Below are 243 nucleotides of genomic sequence, written 5' to 3' on the forward strand. Positions count from 1 at the left end.
TCGTTGTGGGCCACTATGAATGCGGCATGGCATCCCTGAATCCCGACACGATGATCGGCCATATCAAGGAGCGCGGAGTCTCCGAAGAAGTGTTATCCACCCTCGAAAATTCCGGGATCAAACTAACCAAGTGGCTAAAAGGATTTGACAACGAGAAAGAAGGCGTTATTCACACTGTCGATCTGATTAAGCGTCATCCATTGCTGCCTCCGAATGTTCCTGTACACGGAATGATCATTGATC

General features: G+C 48.6%; 1 protein-coding gene. It reads left to right on the forward strand.

All coding sequences use genetic code 11. The annotated features are described in order from the left end of the window. The coding region (locus HPT30_RS31270) for a carbonic anhydrase (protein ID WP_512699059.1) at nt 1–243 on the forward strand (243 nt) is incomplete at both ends.

Source organism: Paenibacillus agri (assembly GCF_013359945.1).
In the GTDB taxonomy this organism is placed as follows: domain Bacteria; phylum Bacillota; class Bacilli; order Paenibacillales; family Paenibacillaceae; genus Paenibacillus_AQ; species Paenibacillus_AQ agri.